This is a genomic window from Salmonella sp. SAL00653 (genome assembly GCF_046552515.1).
Classification (GTDB): domain Bacteria; phylum Pseudomonadota; class Gammaproteobacteria; order Enterobacterales; family Enterobacteriaceae; genus Salmonella; species Salmonella enterica.
In genome coordinates this window covers 348,439-361,926 of record NZ_JBGDTY010000001.1, presented here as the reverse complement: position 1 = coordinate 361,926, position 13,488 = coordinate 348,439, and the positions used below count along the sequence as shown (strand labels likewise).

Genomic DNA, 13,488 nt, shown 5'->3' with positions numbered 1-13,488 from the left:
TTTCCTTAATATGCGCGCAGTGTCTGAAAAACTGAGGCCAGAAGACGAGCATCTTTGATGCCCGGCTGTGACTCCACACCTGAATTAAAATCGAGACCGGCACAGCCGACTTGCGCCGCCTGGACGCAGTTATCGGCCGCCAGCCCGCCCGCCAGTAACACATTATCCAGCGGTTGCCCCTGTAGCAGTGACCAGTCGAAGCGCTGCCCGCTGCCGCCTTGCCCATTGTCGAAAATGTATTTATCGACATGGTAATAATCGCGTGCGGGAAGGGCATCGCTAACGCTCAGCGCCTTCCAGATTTGCACCTGTTTGGGCAACGCCTCGCGCAGCGCGTTGACATACGCCTGGTCTTCGCTGCCATGTAGCTGTACGGCAGAAAGCGACAGGACGGCGGCTTTCTGGCAAACATCGGCGATATCAGCGTTCTGGAAAACGCCGACATACTGCAATGGCGCGCCGCTTATCACTTCTCGCGCCTGCTCAACGCTCACCGCGCGTGGAGATGAGGGCACAAAAATCAACCCGCCATATATTGCGCCAGCGTCACAGGCCGCTTTAGCGTCCTGGGCGCGGGTCAGGCCGCAGACTTTATTTTCGCCAAGCAGCACGCGACGGACGGCGGCGTTAAGATCGTCATGCGCCATTAACGCCGAGCCAATTAAAAAACCGTTAGCGAAGTGGCTCAGTTCGCGTACCTGACCATAGGTGTTAATCCCGGACTCGCTGATGACAGTCACGCCGTGGCCCAGTTTTGGCGCCAGCTGGCGGGTGCGATTCAAATCAATCGACAGATCGCGCAGATCGCGATTGTTGATACCTACCACTTTTGCGCCTAACGCTATCGCGCGCTCCCGTTCTTCGTCATTACTGACCTCCGTGAGCACGCCCATTTTCAGACTGTGCGCGACGGCGGAGAGCTGGCGATACTGTTCGTCATCCAGAACCGAGAGCATCAGTAAACAGGCATCGGCCTGATAGTAACGGGCAAGGTAGATCTGATAGGGATCGATAATAAAATCCTTACACAGAATCGGCTGCGGCGCGCTTTGGCTAACGATCGGCAGAAAATCGAAGCTCCCCTGAAAATATTTTTCGTCGGTGAGCACCGAGATCGCCGAGGCGTAATGTTGATAAATACTGGCAATACGCGCCGGATCGAAATCATCGCGAATCACGCCTTTTGATGGCGATGCTTTCTTACACTCCAGAATAAAGGCGGTACGCGCGCCCTGGAGCGCATCATAAAAATGGCGTGTACTTGGCTGGATCTCATTTTGAAAACTGGCCAGCGGCTGTTGCTGTTTGCGGGCTTCTACCCAAATCGCCTTGTCTGCGACGATTTTCGCTAAAACGGTTTGCATTATTTACCCTCTTGCCGCCAGTGCGGTGACTCTGTCATATGCGGTGCCGTTGCGCAGAACATCAAGCACGGTTTGCGCGTTGGCCTTGAGATCTTCCTGACCATGCAGACGCATCAGCATCGCCACGTTGGCGGCGACGGCGGCCTCATGCGCGGCATCGCCTTTACCTTGTAATAACCGCGTCAGAATGTCACGGTTTTCTTCCGGCGTGCCGCCAGCCAACTGATCCTGATGGTAAGGCGTCAGGCCAAAATCCTCCGCCGTCAGTTGATAGCTTTTAATTTCGCCGTCATGCAGCTCCGCGACAATCGTCGGTGCATGGAGCGAAACCTCATCCATGCCGCCGCTATGTACTACCGCCGCGCGCTGATAGCCCAGTACCCGTAAGGTTTCCGCAATCGGCAGCACCAGTTCCGGGCTATGGACGCCAATCAACGCCAGCGGCGGATGCGCCGGATTGATCAGCGGGCCGAGTACGTTGAACAGGGTTCGCGTTTTTAACTGTTGGCGAACCGGCATCGCGTGACGGAATCCGGTGTGATATTTCGGCGCGAACAGGAAACAGACGCCCAGTTCATCTAACGCCTGACGTGATTTATCGGCGTTCATATCCAGATTAATACCGAACGCCGCCAACAGATCGGATGACCCCGATTTGCTGGACACGCTGCGGTTGCCGTGTTTCGCCACTTTCAGTCCACAGGCCGCCGCGACAAAGGCGCTGGCGGTAGAGATATTGATACTGTTGCTGCCATCGCCGCCGGTACCAACGATATCCGCAAACAGATACTCCGGGCGCGGGAACGGGGCGGCATTTTCCAGCAACGCAGTGGCGGCGCCGGCAATTTCATTGGGATGCTCGCCGCGAATTTTCATGCTCACCAGCGCGGCGGCGAGCTGTTCAGGCTTAAGTTCGCCGCGGACGACCGCCGAAAACAACTGATGGCTCTCTTGTTGCGTCAGTGTTTGCGCCTGATAGAGTTTCTCCAGAATCGGCTGTAGGGTGTTGGTCGGCTCCAGCTTTTGCTGCGCCCAGGCTAATGTTTGCTCCAGTAGACGCGCGCCCTGTGTCGTCAGGATGGACTCAGGATGAAATTGAAAACCGCAAACGCGATCCGCATCATGACGTACCGCCATCACCATGCCGTTGAAATGGGCATTAATGGTCAGCCCGGCAGGAACATTACTGCCGACCAGCGAATGATAACGCGCGACCGGTAGCGGATTCGCCAGCCCGGCGAACATCGCCTGACCGTCATGCTCAATGCTGGAGGCTTTACCATGCAGAATTTCTCCCGCCTGACCGACATAACCGCCGTAAGCTTCGACAATCGCCTGATGCCCCAGACAAATGCCGATGATCGGTAACTTGCCGCGTAGTCGGGTCAGCAGCTCCGGCATACAGCCTGCCTCGCTGGGAACGCCCGGACCGGGGGAGAGCATTAGCACCGGATTTTTCATTGTCGCCAGGCGATCGATAAGCGTCTGCGCCGGAATATGGTTACGGTAAATCACCACGTTATGACCGTTGGTCCGTAGCTGATCTGCCAGGTTCCAGGTAAACGAGTCGATGTTATCGAGCAGCAGAATATCAGTCATCAGAAGGTCTCCTGTGCATGATGCGCGGTGGCGATAGCACGCAATACGGCGCGCGCTTTATTACGGGTTTCATCGGCTTCAGACTGCGGAACCGAGTCCAGCACAATTCCGGCGCCCGCCTGTACGGTGGCGATACCGTTCTCCACCAGCGCGGAGCGGATAACAATACAGGTGTCCAGATCGCCGTGGGCGGTGAAGTAACCGACCGCGCCGCCATAGCTGCCGCGGCGCTGTCCTTCCGCATCGGCAATCAACTGCATGGCGCGTACTTTCGGCGCGCCGCTCAGGGTGCCCATGTTCATGCAGGCGCGATAGGCGTGCAGCGCGTCGAGATCGTGACGCAGTTCGCCCACCACCCGGGAAACCAGATGCATCACGTACGAATAGCGGTCAACTTTTGTCAGATCGGCAACGTAGCGACTGCCCGGCGTACAGATGCGCGCCAGGTCATTGCGCGCCAGATCGACCAGCATCAGATGTTCGGAAAGCTCTTTATGGTCGGTACGCATATCCAGCTCAATACGGGTGTCGAGATCTCTGTCCAGCGTACCATCGGCGCGGCGACCGCGTGGACGGGTACCCGCGATGGGGTAAATCTCAATCTGACGGCTGGCGGCGTCATATTTCAGCGAGCTTTCCGGCGACGCGCCGAAAAGCGTGAAATCATTATCCTGCATAAAGAACATATACGGGCTGGGGTTGCTCTTTTTCAGCACGTAGTAGGCAGCCAACGGCGACGGGCAGGGCAGTGAAAAGCGACGCGACGGCACCACCTGAAATATCTCGCCCGCGCGGATGGCTTTTTGCAACTGGCGTACCACCGCGCTGAACGCGTTATCGCTCTGATTGCATTCGCAGCGCATGTCCGGCACCGGCGTCACCGGCAACGGCGGCGCAGGCTGGGTTAACTGTTGGCTAAGGTACGCCAGGCGGGCGTTCAGACGCTGTTTTTCCCGGTCGCTGGCGGTGAACAGACTGGCCTGAATACGGGTGCTTTTTTTCTGATGATCTATCACCATCAGCGTTTCCGCTAAATAAAAGCAGTAGTCCGGGCAGTTATTGCCAGCCTCAAGGTGTGGCAGCGCTTCAAAGCCAGCGACCAGGTCGTAGGCAAACAGACCGCCGAAAAACATAGCCTCCCGCTCTTGCGTCGGTATGTTCACCACTCCCTGTAACAGGCGGAACGCATCAAATACCGACAGAGAGCACAAACGGGCGTCTTCATCTAATAATGGGCTGACGGGCGGAAAGCGTAGAATGCGACCGGCAGGCAGGACCTCGTTCTCCACGCCAGCGGGCAGGGCGGTATCCAGGAGCGGCAATAACGAGGCGCCATTATCAGATAACGCTTGAATAGTGACAGTGTCACCTAAAGCGGTAATGCGCAGCGCGCTATCTACCAGCAGCAGGCTTTTTAAATCGTCTTTACTGTCGATATCCGCGGATTCCAGCAGCAGCGTTGCCGGGCGATCGCCGCAGACCTGATGAAAAAGCGCCGTTGGGTTTTCCCGGTAGGCGGCATCGCAGGTCAATAGTTCGAGCGTGGGTTTTGGTGTTTGCATGGTTATTCTCATTATTTTGTTCAAAAAAAAGCCCGCTTAACAGGCGGGCCGGGTATCGTTTGGCTGATTACAGCTGTTCATACACCGCCCGCTATCAGGAAGTGCGCCACCAACCGTGTAATGCAAATGTCGCTGCCATTTTAGATACCCTCTTCATGTGAACTTTCGTACTAGTTAACTAGTTCGATGGAATAATGTCAACACCTATTTCAGTATATTTGCCGGAACCGTTATGATGTACATGACATAACTTTATCTCTATGGGAGCCGCCTTGAGCGACACGAATTACGCAGTGATTTACGATCTGCACAGTCATACCACGGCGTCCGATGGACTGTTGACGCCAGAAACATTAGTACACCGTGCGGTAGAGATGCGAGTCGGCACGCTGGCGATTACCGATCATGACACCACAGCCGCGATTCCTGCGGCAAGAGAAGAAATTTCACGTTGCGGGCTGGCCCTGAATCTTATTCCTGGCGTGGAGATTTCAACGGTCTGGGAGAATCATGAGATTCACATTGTGGGTCTGAATATTGATATTGCGCACCCGGCAATGCGCGATTTTCTGGCGCAGCAGACACAGCGGCGTCAGGCGCGTGGTCGGCTCATTGCGGAGCGTCTGGAAAAAGCCCATATTCCCGGCGCGTGGGAAGGGGCATTGAGACTGGCCAATGGCGGCGCGGTGACGCGCGGCCACTTCGCCCGCTTTCTGGTGGAGTGCGGCAAAGCCGCGACCATGGCGGATGTTTTTAAAAAATATCTCGCGCGTGGGAAAACCGGTTACGTTCCGCCGCAGTGGTGTACAATAGAACAAGCTATTGATGTCATTCATCATTCTGGCGGTAAGGCGGTGTTGGCCCATCCGGGACGCTACGACCTTAGCGCTAAGTGGCTGAAAAGATTAGTGGCGCAATTTGCCGACCATCACGGCGACGCGATGGAAGTGGCGCAGTGCCAACAATCGCCCAATGAACGCACCCAACTGGCGACGCTTGCGCGTCAGCATCATTTATGGGCATCGCTTGGATCTGATTTCCATCAGCCCTGCCCGTGGATTGAGTTGGGGCGTAAACTCTGGCTGCCCGCTGGCGTTGAAGGCGTATGGCAGACATGGGAACAGCCGCAAATATCACAGTGAGGGAAGTATGAGCCAGTTTTTTTATATCCATCCGGATAACCCACAGCAACGGCTGATTAATCAGGCCGTCGACATTGTGCGTAAAGGCGGTGTTATTGTTTATCCAACCGATTCCGGCTATGCCCTGGGTTGTAAAATTGAAGACAAAGGCGCAATGGAGCGCATTTGCCGCATCCGCCATCTGCCGGACGGCCACAACTTCACGCTGATGTGCCGTGATTTGTCCGAGTTGTCGACCTACTCCTACGTCGACAACGTGGCGTTTCGTCTGATGAAAAACAATACGCCGGGTAACTACACCTTTATCCTGAAGGGGACAAAAGAGGTGCCGCGCCGTCTGTTGCAGGAAAAGCGTAAAACTATCGGCCTGCGCGTACCGTCAAACCCGATTGCGCTGGCGTTGTTGGATACGCTGGGCGAACCGATGCTCTCGACGTCGTTGATGCTGCCTGGCAGCGATTTTACCGAGTCGGACCCGGAGGAGATTAAAGATCGGCTGGAGAAGCAGGTGGCTCTGATCATCCACGGCGGTTACCTCGGCCAACAGCCTACCACGGTAATCGATTTGACCAATGACTCCCCGGTGGTGCTGCGCGAAGGCGTCGGCGACGTTACACCTTTCTTATAAGGGCGTAAGCCTGTATACTACGCGGCCTTAAAATGGCGCGGCAACGCGCCGTTCATTCTCCTGTTCGACGCCTGTGAAGGCGACACCTGAAGGAAGCTCTATGAGCGAAAAGTTACAAAAAGTGCTGGCGCGCGCTGGCCACGGCTCTCGCCGTGAAATCGAATCCATTATTGAAGCGGGACGTGTCAGCGTTGACGGTAAAATCGCCACGCTTGGCGATCGTGTTGAAGTCACTCCCGGTTTGAAAATCCGTATTGACGGTCACCTGATTTCGGTGAAAGAGTCGGCGGAACAAATTTGCCGCGTTCTGGCCTATTACAAACCAGAAGGTGAACTGTGTACCCGCAATGACCCTGAAGGGCGGCCAACCGTTTTTGATCGCTTACCGAAACTGCGCGGCGCGCGGTGGATTGCGGTAGGACGTCTGGATGTCAACACCTGCGGGCTATTGTTGTTTACCACCGACGGTGAACTGGCGAACCGCCTGATGCACCCTAGTCGTGAAGTTGAACGTGAATATGCCGTGCGCGTGTTCGGTCAGGTGGATGAATCGAAACTGCGTGATTTAAGCCGTGGCGTACAGTTGGAAGATGGCCCGGCGGCATTTAAGACCATTAAATTCAGCGGCGGCGAAGGCATTAACCAGTGGTATAACGTGACGCTGACGGAAGGGCGCAACCGCGAAGTTCGCCGACTGTGGGAAGCGGTAGGCGTTCAGGTCAGCCGTCTGATCCGCGTTCGTTACGGCGATATCCCGCTGCCGAAAGGCCTGCCGCGCGGCGGCTGGACTGAGCTCGACCTCGCGCAAACGAACTATCTGCGTGGTCTGGTAGAGCTCCCGCCGGAAACCTCGTCGAAGGTTGCCGTCGAAAAAGACCGTCGTCGTATGAAAGCGAACCAGATCCGTCGGGCGGTAAAACGCCACAGCCAGATAGCTGGCGGACGCCGCTCCGGTGGGCGTAATAACAACGGGTAATCTCTACCGCGGTCTATAGGCCGAGGATCATCAGACAAGAGGGTTTGTGCCGGATGGCGGCGCAAACGCCTTAATCCGGCCTACGGTTAATAATCAATTCCCATCTGGGCTTTTACGCCCGCGTCAAAAGCATGTTTAACCGGACGCAGTTCGCTGACGGTATCCGCAAGATCAAGAATATCCCGGTGACAGCCGCGACCTGTAATAATCACCGTCTGGTGACCAGGGCGCGCGTTTAGCGCGCTTATGACCTCTTCCAGCGGTAAATAGTCATACGCCACCATATAGGTCAGCTCATCCAGTACTACCATATCAAGCAGCGGATCGGCCAGCATTCGTTTCCCATGCTGCCAAACGGCCATACATGCTGCAGTGTCTGCCTCGCGATTTTGCGTCTCCCAGGTAAATCCCGTTGCCATCACCTGAAATTCGACGCCATGCGGTTCCAGCAGATTACGCTCGCCGTTGGGCCAGGTGCCCTTAATAAATTGCACCACGCCTACGTTTTTACCGTGTCCTACGGCGCGGGCGGCAGTTCCGAAAGCCGCCGTGGTTTTGCCCTTACCATTGCCAGTAAACACGATAATAATACCGCGCTCTTCCTGTGCCTGGGCGACACGGGCGTCAACCCGATCTTTTACCTTCTGCTGGCGCTGCTGATAACGTTCATCACTCATTGGGCGATTCCTGGTTTACGGCCCGGTTGGGCGTCAAAGGTCATACCGGTTTTACGGCGACTGTCGTCGCCCATAAGCCACAGGTAAAGCGGCATAATATCGGCAGGCGTTTTTAATTTCTGTGGATCTTCCGTCGGAAAGGCGCTGGCGCGCATACTGGTGCGCGTGCCGCCCGGGTTAATGCAGTTAACACGCAGAGGACGGTTCTGGTATTCGTCCGCCAGCACCTGCATCATTCCTTCAGTAGCAAACTTCGAGGTGGCATAGGCGCCCCAGTTGGCGCGTCCCTGACGGCCAACGCTTGATGACGTAAAGACCAGCGAGCCGGCATCGGACTTCAATAATAACGGTAACAGCGCCTGGGTGAGCATAAAGGTGGCGTTAACGTTTACCTGCATGACATCCTGCCAGATCTGCGGATCTTGTTCGCTCATTGGGCCGATTTCCCCCAGTAACCCGGCATTGTGCAGGATGCCATCCAGGCGGGGATAGTGCGCGGCGATGCGGTCGGCCACTTGCCGGCACTCTTCAGCGGTGCAGGTCAGCAGATCGAGCGTAAACCACTGTGGTTGAACATGTTGCTCGTCAGCAATGTGCTGCGCGACCCGACGCAGTTTCTCTTCGTTGCGTCCCAGCAGAATCACCGTTGCGCCGTAACGCGCATATGTGAGCGCGGCTTCCCGCCCAATGCCATCGCTGGCGCCAGTGACCAGAATAATGCGGTTTTGCAATAGATCTTGTTTCGGTTGGTAATGCATGGCTACTCCTCAACGGCGTGGTACACCGTCCTGCCAGGTTGTCTTATCTTCGCGTTAACTTTTCGGGTTTATGCCTGAAAGCGCCTTTTTTTTCAATCAGACAGGGGCGATAACGCCGTAAAATGAACGTCTTGTCATACTTTTTCTTCCTCAACAGGCATACGGATGAAGAGAGACTGACTTCGATGCCTGTTGTACACTGAGCGCAAGTCGCGTTATTTAATCAAGGTGGGAGTCGTGGAATTGTTGTCTGAATATGGCTTATTTTTGGCAAAAATCGTCACCGTTGTGGTGGCCATTGCCGTCATTGTGCTGCTGATCGTGAATGCTACGCAACGCAAACGTCAGCGCGGCGAGCTGCGCGTGACCAATTTGAGCGAGCAGTATCAGGAGATGAAGGATGACCTTGCTGCGGCGTTGATGGATGGCCATCAGCAAAAACTGTGGCATAAAGCGCAGAAAAAAAAGCATAAGCAGGAGGCGAAAGCCGCCAAAGCGAAAGCGAAGCTGGGGGACATTGCGACATCGGACAAACCGCGCGTATGGGTGATAGATTTCAAAGGCAGTATGGACGCTCACGAAGTTAATGCGTTACGCGAAGAGGTCACGGCGGTGCTGGCAGTGGCGAAACCCGGCGATCGGGCGGTTGTGCGTCTGGAAAGCCCCGGTGGCGTTGTGCACGGCTATGGCCTGGCGGCATCGCAATTGCAGCGCCTGCGCGATAAAAATATTCCGCTGACCGTGACGGTGGATAAAGTCGCGGCAAGCGGAGGCTACATGATGGCCTGCGTGGCGGAAAAAATTATCGCGGCGCCGTTCGCTATTGTGGGGTCAATTGGTGTTGTCGCGCAAATCCCGAACTTTAACCGCTTTCTCAAAAGTAAAGACATTGATATTGAACTGCATACCGCAGGGCAGTACAAACGTACCCTGACTTTGTTAGGCGAGAATACGGAAGAAGGGCGGCAGAAGTTTCGTGAAGATCTCAACGAAACGCACCATCTGTTCAAAGAGTTTGTGCAGCGGATGCGTCCGGCTCTGGACATTGAACAGGTCGCCACGGGCGAACACTGGTACGGTCAGCAGGCGCTGGAGAAGGGACTGGTTGATGAGATTAACACCAGCGATGAGGTTATCCTCGGCCTGATGGAAGGGCGCGAGGTGCTGAATGTGCGCTATATGCAGCGTAAAAAACTGATCGATCGTGTTACCGGCAGCGCGGCGGAAAGCGCGGATCGGCTGCTGCTGCGCTGGTGGCAGCGTGGACAAAAGCCGTTGATGTAAACCGCTATTGCCGGATGGCATTCAGCGCCATCCGGCATGGATTAATCCACCAGGTGATACTTCTCAGACAGCACATGCGCCAGGTGTTTAAACATGTTAAACACCGCGGTGCTTTTAGGGGTCGGTAACCCTTGCTCGTCTAAAAAGTAATCGCCGCTGAAAACCAGCACGCCATTTCTCTGCGTTACGCCGGTGGCGACAATACCTGCCATCGTGTCTTCATGTTCCCGAATAATTTTGTTGGCTTCAAGCAACAGTGTTTCGCGATCGATAGGTTGCGTCTCTTTATGCATTTTTTACTCCTTAAACAAGGAGATTAGTCTACGCTGAGCACTTCTGATGGGCAAATATTCTCACAGGAAATTGATGGATTTGTCATGTTGCGTTCACTGGCAAGATTTGTTTTTGCATGCTAATAAAGTTGCGTATCGAATTTTATCAGGTACAGTGTGACGCTTTCGTCAATCTGGCAACAGAATTGCTTGACATTCGACCAAAATTCTGTCGTGCTATAGCGCGTGTGTGCAAAAAAGCCTGTTAACTCAGTCACCTGAGGGTTACATTTCGTACACAAAGCCAGTACAAGGGGTTGATATCCGCAGACGCAGAGACCATATATCGTTGTCTCGTCGCCAGTGGAAGGTGAATCAACGTGCGACGCATTCCTGGAAGAATCAACTTAGGTAAAGGTGAATATGGGTAAAGCTCTTGTCATCGTTGAGTCCCCGGCAAAAGCCAAAACGATCAACAAGTATCTGGGTAATGACTACGTGGTGAAATCCAGCGTGGGTCATATCCGTGATTTGCCGACCAGTGGCTCAGCAGCTAAAAAGAGCGCCGACTCTACCTCCACCAAAACGGCTAAAAAGCCCAAAAAGGATGAACGTGGCGCTCTCGTCAACCGTATGGGGGTTGACCCGTGGCACAACTGGGATGCGCACTATGAAGTGCTGCCCGGTAAAGAGAAGGTCGTCTCTGAACTGAAACAGTTGGCGGAAAAAGCCGACCACATCTATCTCGCAACCGACCTTGACCGCGAAGGGGAAGCCATTGCATGGCACCTGCGGGAAGTGATCGGCGGCGATGACGCGCGCTACAGTCGCGTAGTCTTTAACGAAATAACCAAAAATGCCATTCGCCAGGCGTTTGAACAGCCGGGCGAGCTGAACATTAACAGGGTCAACGCCCAGCAAGCGCGCCGCTTTATGGATCGCGTGGTAGGCTATATGGTCTCGCCGCTGCTGTGGAAAAAGATCGCCCGTGGTTTGTCGGCAGGTCGCGTTCAGTCTGTCGCGGTCCGTCTGGTCGTTGAACGCGAGCGCGAGATTAAAGCGTTTGTTCCGGAAGAGTTCTGGGAAATTGACGCTAATACGACGACGCCGTCTGGCGAGGCGCTACCGCTACAGGTCACGCATCAGAACGACAAGCCATTCCGGCCGGTAAATCGCGAGCAGACGCTTGCCGCCGTCAGCTTGCTGGAAAAAGCGCGCTATAGCGTACTGGAGCGTGAAGACAAACCGACCAGCAGCAAACCTGGCGCGCCGTTTATCACCTCCACGCTACAACAGGCGGCCAGCACCCGGCTGGGCTTTGGCGTGAAGAAAACCATGATGATGGCGCAGCGTCTGTATGAGGCGGGCTACATCACCTATATGCGTACAGACTCCACCAACCTGAGTCAGGATGCGGTCAACATGGTGCGCGGCTATATTGGCGATAATTTCGGCAAGAAATACCTGCCGGATAACCCGAACCAGTACGCCAGCAAAGAAAACTCTCAGGAAGCGCACGAAGCGATCCGTCCTTCCGACGTTGCTGTCATGGCGGAGTCGCTGAAAGACATGGAGGCTGACGCGCAGAAGTTGTATCAGCTAATTTGGCGTCAGTTTGTCGCCTGTCAGATGACGCCAGCACAATATGACTCCACTACGCTTACCGTTGGCGCAGGCGAATTCCGTCTGAAAGCGCGTGGGCGTATTTTGCGCTTTGACGGCTGGACAAAAGTGATGCCGGCGCTGCGTAAAGGCGATGAAGATCGCACATTGCCTGCCGTGAATAAGGGCGATGCGCTGACGCTACTTGAATTGACGCCTGCTCAGCACTTTACTAAACCGCCAGCCCGTTTCAGCGAGGCTTCTCTGGTTAAAGAACTTGAGAAGCGCGGTATTGGTCGTCCGTCTACCTATGCGTCGATTATCTCGACCATTCAGGATCGCGGCTATGTTCGCGTTGAAAACCGTCGCTTCTATGCGGAAAAAATGGGTGAAATCGTCACCGATCGGCTGGAAGAAAACTTCCGCGAATTGATGAACTACGATTTTACCGCGCAGATGGAAGATAGTCTGGATCAGGTTGCGAATCACCAGGCCGAGTGGAAAGCGGTACTGGATAACTTCTTCAGCGATTTTACTCAGCAGCTCGATAAAGCCGAGAAAGATCCGGAAGAAGGGGGGATGCGTCCTAACCAGATGGTGCTGACCAGCATCGACTGTCCAACCTGTGGCCGTAAAATGGGAATTCGTACTGCCAGTACGGGGGTTTTCCTTGGGTGTTCAGGTTATGCGCTTTCGCCGAAAGAGCGTTGTAAAACGACCATTAACCTGGTGCCGGAAAATGAAGTTCTGAACGTGCTGGAAGGCGACGACGCCGAAACCAACGCCCTGCGCGCCAAGCGTCGCTGTCAGAAGTGCGGTACGGCGATGGACAGCTATCTGATCGATCCGAAGCGTAAATTGCATGTGTGTGGTAATAACCCGACCTGTGACGGCTACGAGATTGAAGAAGGCGAGTTCCGCATCAAAGGGTATGACGGCCCGATCGTTGAGTGTGAGAAATGTGGTTCCGAAATGCACCTGAAAATGGGGCGTTTTGGTAAGTACATGGCCTGTACTAACGACGAATGTAAAAATACCCGTAAGATCTTGCGTAACGGCGAAGTTGCGCCGCCGAAGGAAGATCCTGTTCCATTACCGGAACTGCCGTGTGAAAAATCGGACGCGTACTTTGTGCTGCGCGATGGCGCCGCAGGGATATTCCTGGCGGCCAATACGTTCCCGAAATCACGCGAAACGCGCGCGCCATTAGTCGAGGAGCTATACCGGTTCCGTGATCGCCTGCCGGAAAAACTGCGTTATCTGGCGGATGCGCCGCAGCAGGACCCGGAAGGTAATAAAACCGTTGTTCGCTTTAGCCGCAAAACAAAACAGCAGTACGTTGCGGCGGAAAAAGACGGGAAGGCGACGGGATGGTCAGCGTTCTTCGTCGACGGCAAGTGGGTTGAAGGCAAGAAATAACCCCGGCCTGTCGCCACTGTAGTCAAGCGGGCCGCGTAAGCGGCCCTTTTTTATATACCCTTCATATTTAAAGTGGCTTATGTGTTGGCTACGGATTACTCGGCCCATCCATGGGCTTCGTCCTGACGGGCCGTCGCACGCGACGTTCAAATCTGCTCCCGGCAGATTTGTCGCTCACCCCAGTCACATCGTTATCTATGCTCCT

At 54.8% G+C, this 13,488-nt stretch carries 12 protein-coding genes and 1 other annotated feature; of the genes, 5 read left to right on the top strand and 7 right to left on the bottom strand.

The annotated features are described in order from the left end of the window. Positions 1 to 5 precede the first annotated feature (5 nt). The 4 genes from trpCF to trpL all read right to left on the bottom strand — a co-directional run bounded on the left by trpCF (position 6) and on the right by trpL (position 4,664). Positions 6 to 1,364, bottom strand: a complete 1,359-nt coding sequence (trpCF, locus tag ACLJRU_RS01825; protein ID WP_023234981.1) for a bifunctional indole-3-glycerol-phosphate synthase TrpC/phosphoribosylanthranilate isomerase TrpF — start codon at positions 1,362 to 1,364, stop codon at positions 6 to 8. Positions 1,365 to 1,367: 3 nt separating this feature from the next. Further along, positions 1,368 to 2,963 carry a bifunctional anthranilate synthase glutamate amidotransferase component TrpG/anthranilate phosphoribosyltransferase TrpD gene (gene trpD, locus ACLJRU_RS01820; protein WP_023234980.1) on the bottom strand — a complete coding sequence of 532 codons (1,596 nt, stop codon included), beginning with the start codon at positions 2,961 to 2,963 and terminating at the stop codon, positions 1,368 to 1,370. After that, on the bottom strand, positions 2,963 to 4,525 hold the full coding sequence (locus ACLJRU_RS01815) for an anthranilate synthase component 1 (protein ID WP_023234979.1): 1,563 nt from the start codon (positions 4,523 to 4,525) through the stop codon (positions 2,963 to 2,965). Before ACLJRU_RS01815 ends, trpD begins: the two co-directional genes overlap by 1 nt. A gap of 22 nt (positions 4,526 to 4,547) precedes the next feature. Next, positions 4,548 to 4,643, bottom strand: a sequence feature (Trp leader region). Then, the gene (gene trpL / locus ACLJRU_RS01810; RefSeq protein ID WP_010989026.1) at positions 4,620 to 4,664 is read right to left on the bottom strand and encodes a trp operon leader peptide; all 45 of its coding nucleotides are present in this window, start codon (positions 4,662 to 4,664) and stop codon (positions 4,620 to 4,622) included. Its footprint overlaps the feature before it by 24 nt. 121 nt (positions 4,665 to 4,785) lie before the next feature. On the opposite strand from trpL, the gene rnm reads away from it, so the two are divergent. The 3 genes from rnm to rluB all read left to right on the top strand — a co-directional run bounded on the left by rnm (position 4,786) and on the right by rluB (position 7,271). Further along, a complete protein-coding gene (gene rnm, locus ACLJRU_RS01805; protein ID WP_000500436.1) occupies positions 4,786 to 5,667 on the top strand; it encodes an RNase RNM in 882 nt (293 codons plus the stop codon). Between the two features lie 7 nt (positions 5,668 to 5,674). Further along, on the top strand, positions 5,675 to 6,295 hold the full coding sequence (locus ACLJRU_RS01800) for an L-threonylcarbamoyladenylate synthase (RefSeq protein WP_023234977.1): 621 nt from the start codon (positions 5,675 to 5,677) through the stop codon (positions 6,293 to 6,295). 100 nt (positions 6,296 to 6,395) lie between these two features. Continuing rightward, on the top strand, positions 6,396 to 7,271 hold the full coding sequence (rluB, locus tag ACLJRU_RS01795) for a 23S rRNA pseudouridine(2605) synthase RluB (RefSeq protein ID WP_001291233.1): 876 nt from the start codon (positions 6,396 to 6,398) through the stop codon (positions 7,269 to 7,271). Positions 7,272 to 7,357: 86 nt separating this feature from the next. Here the strand turns inward: rluB and cobO are convergent, their stop codons facing one another. Beyond that, positions 7,358 to 7,948: a cob(I)yrinic acid a,c-diamide adenosyltransferase gene (gene cobO, locus ACLJRU_RS01790; protein ID WP_001278856.1), complete on the bottom strand. Its 591-nt coding sequence runs from the start codon at positions 7,946 to 7,948 to the stop codon at positions 7,358 to 7,360. After that, the gene (locus tag ACLJRU_RS01785; protein ID WP_001540157.1) at positions 7,945 to 8,706 is read right to left on the bottom strand and encodes a YciK family oxidoreductase; all 762 of its coding nucleotides are present in this window, start codon (positions 8,704 to 8,706) and stop codon (positions 7,945 to 7,947) included. Before ACLJRU_RS01785 ends, cobO begins: the two co-directional genes overlap by 4 nt. Positions 8,707 to 8,943: 237 nt before the next feature. On the opposite strand from ACLJRU_RS01785, the gene sohB reads away from it, so the two are divergent. Further along, on the top strand, positions 8,944 to 9,990 hold the full coding sequence (gene sohB / locus ACLJRU_RS01780) for a protease SohB (protein WP_000422082.1): 1,047 nt from the start codon (positions 8,944 to 8,946) through the stop codon (positions 9,988 to 9,990). Between the two features lie 41 nt (positions 9,991 to 10,031). On the opposite strand, the gene ACLJRU_RS01775 is transcribed toward sohB, so the two are convergent. Continuing rightward, complete coding sequence (locus ACLJRU_RS01775; protein WP_000548616.1) at positions 10,032 to 10,283, bottom strand: YciN family protein; 252 nt, start codon at positions 10,281 to 10,283, stop codon at positions 10,032 to 10,034. Between the two features lie 402 nt (positions 10,284 to 10,685). On the opposite strand from ACLJRU_RS01775, the gene topA reads away from it, so the two are divergent. Further along, positions 10,686 to 13,283 (top strand): type I DNA topoisomerase, encoded by a 2,598-nt coding sequence (topA, locus tag ACLJRU_RS01770; protein ID WP_000513593.1) that lies wholly within the window; start codon positions 10,686 to 10,688, stop codon positions 13,281 to 13,283. Positions 13,284 to 13,488: the final 205 nt, after the last annotated feature.

Excerpts from the sequence above, each read along its gene's own strand:
- trpCF (WP_023234981.1), bottom strand. The coding sequence starts at position 1,364 with ATGCAAACCGTTTTAGCGAAAATCGTCGCAGACAAGGCGATTTGGGTA.
- ACLJRU_RS01800 (WP_023234977.1), top strand. The coding sequence starts at position 5,675 with ATGAGCCAGTTTTTTTATATCCATCCGGATAACCCACAGCAACGGCTG.
- rluB (WP_001291233.1), top strand. The coding sequence starts at position 6,396 with ATGAGCGAAAAGTTACAAAAAGTGCTGGCGCGCGCTGGCCACGGCTCT.
- ACLJRU_RS01785 (WP_001540157.1), bottom strand. The coding sequence starts at position 8,706 with ATGCATTACCAACCGAAACAAGATCTATTGCAAAACCGCATTATTCTG.
- cobO (WP_001278856.1), bottom strand. The coding sequence starts at position 7,948 with ATGAGTGATGAACGTTATCAGCAGCGCCAGCAGAAGGTAAAAGATCGG.
- ACLJRU_RS01815 (WP_023234979.1), bottom strand. The coding sequence starts at position 4,525 with ATGCAAACACCAAAACCCACGCTCGAACTATTGACCTGCGATGCCGCC.
- rnm (WP_000500436.1), top strand. The coding sequence starts at position 4,786 with ATGGGAGCCGCCTTGAGCGACACGAATTACGCAGTGATTTACGATCTG.
- ACLJRU_RS01775 (WP_000548616.1), bottom strand. The coding sequence starts at position 10,283 with ATGCATAAAGAGACGCAACCTATCGATCGCGAAACACTGTTGCTTGAA.
- topA (WP_000513593.1), top strand. The coding sequence starts at position 10,686 with ATGGGTAAAGCTCTTGTCATCGTTGAGTCCCCGGCAAAAGCCAAAACG.
- trpD (WP_023234980.1), bottom strand. The coding sequence starts at position 2,963 with ATGACTGATATTCTGCTGCTCGATAACATCGACTCGTTTACCTGGAAC.